Raw genomic sequence first — 4,694 nt, 5'->3', positions numbered from 1 at the left:
CACTAAATGGCATGTGGCTATGCAAAATGAGTGGCCTCAGGAAGTTGTTGATTTTGAAACAAATCCAGATCTACTCGTTCAGCCAAAGTATGCGGCAAGGTCTGCCGCGTACTTCTGGGTTGACCGTAATCTACCAGAAAAGGCGGATCAAGGAGAAACAGCTACGCAGGTAAATGCGATTACCGAGGTTGTTAATTTGCACACGGATAGTTACGCGGCGCGCGTCGAAAATTTTAATTCGATCTACAGTGGAGGGTATTTAAATTGAATACGGAATGCGATCTTATTGTGCTCGCAAGGGCGATTTATTTTGCGGGATTGATATTGTTCGGGGTGAGCGCGGAGGCCGAAGAAATAACGCTTTGTCAGCCTCATGAGGAGGTGTATTTTAGCTGTGCAAGTGAAGGAAAATTGATTTCGGTCTGCGCTTCRGGAAACATATCTCCAGATAATGGATACGTTCAGTATCGATTTGGAAGGGTTGATGAAATCGAACTCGAATTTCCAAAAAAGCCGTATCCACCGAGAAGATGGTTTTCAATAAGCGATATATCGGAGGGAAATATAACGTTTACGCATCTAAAATTTAATTTTGGAAAGTATAACTATGTATTGTATCAAGGTTCTCCAAGTGGAATATATATAAAGCGGAATGGGAAGTTGATTTCAAACCGTACCTGCGATCCCGGAGACTATCAGCCGATTAGCCCTCGAGCACTGAGGGGTATTAAGACAGTTGCGCCGATAGATGGCATAGATAACTGAGTTGAGCGTGATGGCGGCCGCGCGGAATCTAAAATAGGTTCGGACGAAAATTATATGATCGAAAATGATTTTTAAGTATCTATTGATTTTTAAAATTTCCTTTTTTGTATCTCTTGTGAATGCGGAAGATAGGCTTGTTCCGTGTCCGGTGGTGTCCCCTGCTCAGGGCGTGTTTTCTGCTTCGAAGATTAAAAAGGGTGCTCTAGTTGCAGTTGAGAAAGGGGGTGATGAGTACCCGATAAATTTGATGTTATATAAATATGAAAACGGTCTATGCCGGGAAGAGTTGGTTGCAAAATACTCAATCGAGGGGGCGGCGCCTCGGGTTGATTCCCTTTTTTTTGGGGAGAATAAAAGGAATGGTTAATCTATTTGTTATTGTCCGATGGGAACTGAGGCATAGTGGTCTGGGGACATACGGAGATCTTTATCAAGTGTATGCGTATGAGAGTGGCAAAGACGGTTCTTTGATTGAGAATAAAAATATCACTAAAAATAGCGAGATGGCAGGGGTCGATGGCTATGTTGAGAACCAGGTTTCCACTTTTCGACTGAAGAAAGCCAGCGATGTCAAGGATTTCCTTCGATGGATGAGGTAGTCTGTGCGCAATACGGTGATTAATAGAGAAATATTTTCTGGGATTATGGAAGTGATTGAGAGATGATCGTTATAGGAGGAGTTTCGGTCGTGCGCGCTCGATACCAAGGCATGAAGGAAATTTTTAAATAATGGTTTTAAAGAAATGAAAATTATAAAGCRTGGAGCGGCTTCATTTTTCCTTATATTCATCACATGGACCTATGCTTATGGCGAAAGTTTAATATTTGATGGCGGATCGAGAGTCGATTATCTTGAGCCTATCCTGGAGAGTGAGTTCGGCACTGGGTGGAAAAGAGCCGTGTTCGTCAGTGCGGGCGGATCAAAATTTGATCTATTTCCGATGGAGAGATTGTCGATCGATGGAGGTGTAGTATTTTCGGATCCTGCGGACGCATTGATTTCACCGTCCGGAAGGTTTGCTGTTTTCTCTATTGTGAGAGCCGGTAGATTTTTCAAAATTGGAGGAGACGGAGGCGAAGAAATAGCGAGTCGACAATACTGCCCCGTAATAGACACTCAATCTGGGTGCATAGTGAGCAATATGACCGGCGGAATTTGCAGCGGGCGATGGGACGCGAAAGTAGACCTCTGGCTATTGGGTGAGAGAGGTGATTTCCTTGGTATTGCGAAGGTAATGGCTGGTGGCAATCCCGAAAGTGCAAGAGAAATTTGGGGTAGTTACTTAAAAATAAGTAAAAGGAACAAGGGATTTAAGTTATCCGAGATGATTATGGGTAGTTTGGGGGTGCCAAATATTTTGGCCTGCGATCCGCCTAGTCATGGAAATAAAGAGGTTTACGACCTCATCTCATCGAAATTAAAATCTGAGGGGTGATATTTATTATGCAAAATACATCAAATCGAAATTTAATCGTATTAAATAAATATCTTATTTTTGTATTAGTTTTATGGGGGGTATTTTTTGCAAAATATGCCGCGATGAAGAATAACTAATGTAGAGGCAAGCAGGAATTTTGATTATGAAAGAACTAGCTTACGAAGACGACGATACAAGTCATGGCGGCAAGATCCTGTCGGGATCGGACCGCATTCAGGTCCGGGGGAGACGAGCCGCGCGGATCGGCGATATCGTGTCGTGTCCGATTCACGGCAACAACAAGATCGTGGAGGGCGGAGCCAGCATGACCGATGCGGGCGTGCCGCTTGCGCGCGACGGCGACCGGACCCAGTGCGGCAGTATCCTCATTGCTCACTGGCGCGGCGCGACGGTTCGGTAAATGCCCATCGATTTTCAGCGGGTACCGCCCAGAGCCACGGTGCCAGACCTGCCGCGCCTGTCGGTCGCCTGGTGGACGTTCCTGTTTGTCGCCATTGTGGGTGGGGGCGCTGCGTTTGTCATCTCCCTCTGGCCCGCGACAAAGCCGACAAACACCTTCTGGTTCTGGCTCTGCGTCATAGGCTATCCCTTGGCTGCTTGGGCCTTTCTGTGGAGCGTGGCCATGGCCGGCGCGTATGCGCGGCGCAGTGACGCCATGGCGGTCAACCGGGCGAGCGATGCCGAGGAACAGGACTGCCATGCGAGCGCTAGCAAGCCACTTGCGATTCTGGCCCACGCCTGGTGCTTTTCTGCTGACGACGCAGAGAACGGCGTTGAGGGCATTGCGAGCGGGCGCATGCAAATGGCTGCCCGGCCAAGTGCGGCATACCCTGAAACGGATGTGATCGCCCGCTGGATCGCGATACCCGAGAAGCCGTTCTACCCGGGCAATGAACTCTCGGAGCACGCCAGGCATAAAGTCGTCACTGACTGGCTGCTTGACCGCTTGCTCCGCCCGGTTATTGCGAGTCTGGAGTCCTTGCCAGCGCAGACCCGGCTACATGTACGGCTCGTCTCTGCGTCATCCGTGGAGGCGGATGAGGTCGGCGCGCGACTTGAAGCCAAGATATTGGCATGCCTCCCGCAGTTGCCCGTCGTCGCGACAGACGATACGGATGATCTGTCGCTGTTTGATGTCGACGCCTGGGCGGACCGCATGCCCGCAGACGAGGTGCAGCTACTCGTCGCACTTCAGTTGAGGCGTGCCATCAGTGAACGCTTGGATGGCGGCGTGGCCGAGGCTGGCGTCGCTTTGCTGGTGGGCCGCCCCGGGGCCTCGCGGCATGGTTCCGCGCTGCACTTGCACCGTCCAGCCCAGGACAGCGCGCAGTCCGCCTCGGATTGCGTGGCGCTCGCAATGCGTTGGGGGCGAACCAGCACCGAAGGCATCGGTGCGGTTTGGGACCAAGCGCTTTCCGACGAGGTGGTCACGCATCTCAAGTCATCGTCGCCCCTGGGCGATGCCGTCACATGGGTGGATCTTGCGAAGACCATCGGCAACTCTGGCAGTGCAGGCGCATGGCTCGCGACTGTCCTCGCTGCCGAGAATGCCGCCCTGTCCGCCCAATCGCAACTCGTCCTCACCCAGGAGGGCGATCGGTGCATCGCCCTCGTGTGCTGCAAGCCATCATGAATGAATACAAGCCACAGCCAGTAGCACGCTACCTCTGTATCGCGATATTGAGCCTCTTTGTCGCAGTCGGCCTCGCGGTTTGGTTCGAGGGGCCGGGGCAGGGGCTGTCGCGGCAGCAAGTCAAGCTGTTCGAGATTTCCTTGGCGATCGGGTGCATTGTGTCGCTGCTGCTGGCCAGGTACTACGAATGGTTGGCGCTAAAGATCCAGTTGCTGCGCGCCAGGCTGTGGGTCGCCAACTACGATGCCAGCAAGCGGAGCGAGGCTGCGACGGCGGGAGGCGGCGCGCCGGCAGCGCGTCCCGGGCGACTGGCCACTATACGCGACGCGCTTCACGTGCATCACGGTTGGCGCTGGCGCTACCGCCAGCCCTGGCTGCTGCTCACCGGCGACGACGCCGCCATCGCCCGCCTCCTGCCCGAACTGGCAGAACAAGGCTGGCTGATCACCCCCGACGCGGTGTTGCTATGGAGCAAGGCCAACAAGGAAGGCTGGCCGGACGCCGACTGGCTCAAGCAACTCTACCGACTACGCCGCCGCCGTCCGGTGGACGCGGTGATTCTCACAATGGACAGCGCAACGGATCTGCAGGTGCAGCGCCGTGGCACCCATCCCGATGGAATGCGCCTGGCGCGCATCGCCGAATTGCTGCGCTGGTCCGCCCCGGTCTACCTGCTCGATGTGGCGGAGGCGAGAACGGCGGCCCACGGCCTCATGCCGGTCATCAGTTGCGAGTTGCCGCGCCAGGCGGATGCGGACGCCATCGATGACGCGTTGCGCACGCTGCGCGACCATCGATGACGCGTTGCGCACGCTGCGCGACCAGCTGGCGCAGCGCGTGGTCGCGCAACTGATGGC

6 protein-coding genes and 1 pseudogene are annotated in these 4,694 nt (G+C 53.6%); all 7 read left to right on the top strand.

All coding sequences use genetic code 11. The features are described from left to right. Window positions 1–268 (top strand): annotated as a pseudogene (locus AC1DN0_RS40320) (chitinase); the annotation flags it as partial. After that, on the top strand, window positions 265–765 hold the full coding sequence (locus AC1DN0_RS40315) for a hypothetical protein (protein ID WP_441637488.1): 501 nt from the start codon (window positions 265–267) through the stop codon (window positions 763–765). The pseudogene AC1DN0_RS40320 and the gene AC1DN0_RS40315, both read left to right, overlap by 4 nt. Before the next feature lie 260 nt (window positions 766–1,025). Further along, window positions 1,026–1,364 carry a hypothetical protein gene (locus AC1DN0_RS40310; RefSeq protein ID WP_441637486.1) on the top strand — a complete coding sequence of 113 codons (339 nt, stop codon included), beginning with the start codon at window positions 1,026–1,028 and terminating at the stop codon, window positions 1,362–1,364. Between the two features lie 144 nt (window positions 1,365–1,508). Further along, window positions 1,509–2,201, top strand: coding sequence for a hypothetical protein (locus tag AC1DN0_RS40305; protein WP_477146566.1), 693 nt, complete (start codon window positions 1,509–1,511; stop codon window positions 2,199–2,201). Between the two features lie 145 nt (window positions 2,202–2,346). Then, window positions 2,347–2,604: a PAAR domain-containing protein gene (locus tag AC1DN0_RS40300; protein ID WP_150984982.1), complete on the top strand. Its 258-nt coding sequence runs from the start codon at window positions 2,347–2,349 to the stop codon at window positions 2,602–2,604. Further along, entirely contained in the window at window positions 2,605–3,837 is a 1,233-nt protein-coding gene (locus AC1DN0_RS40295; RefSeq protein WP_441637482.1) for a hypothetical protein, read from the top strand. Continuing rightward, the gene (locus tag AC1DN0_RS40290) at window positions 3,804–4,637 is read left to right on the top strand and encodes a hypothetical protein (protein WP_477146565.1); all 834 of its coding nucleotides are present in this window, start codon (window positions 3,804–3,806) and stop codon (window positions 4,635–4,637) included. Before AC1DN0_RS40295 ends, AC1DN0_RS40290 begins: the two co-directional genes overlap by 34 nt. The last annotated feature ends 57 nt before the right edge of the window (window positions 4,638–4,694 follow it).

The organism is Cupriavidus sp. 05N39, from assembly GCF_056397325.1.
Note: the sequence above shows the minus strand (reverse complement) of the source record. Positions and strands in the feature narration are given on the sequence as shown.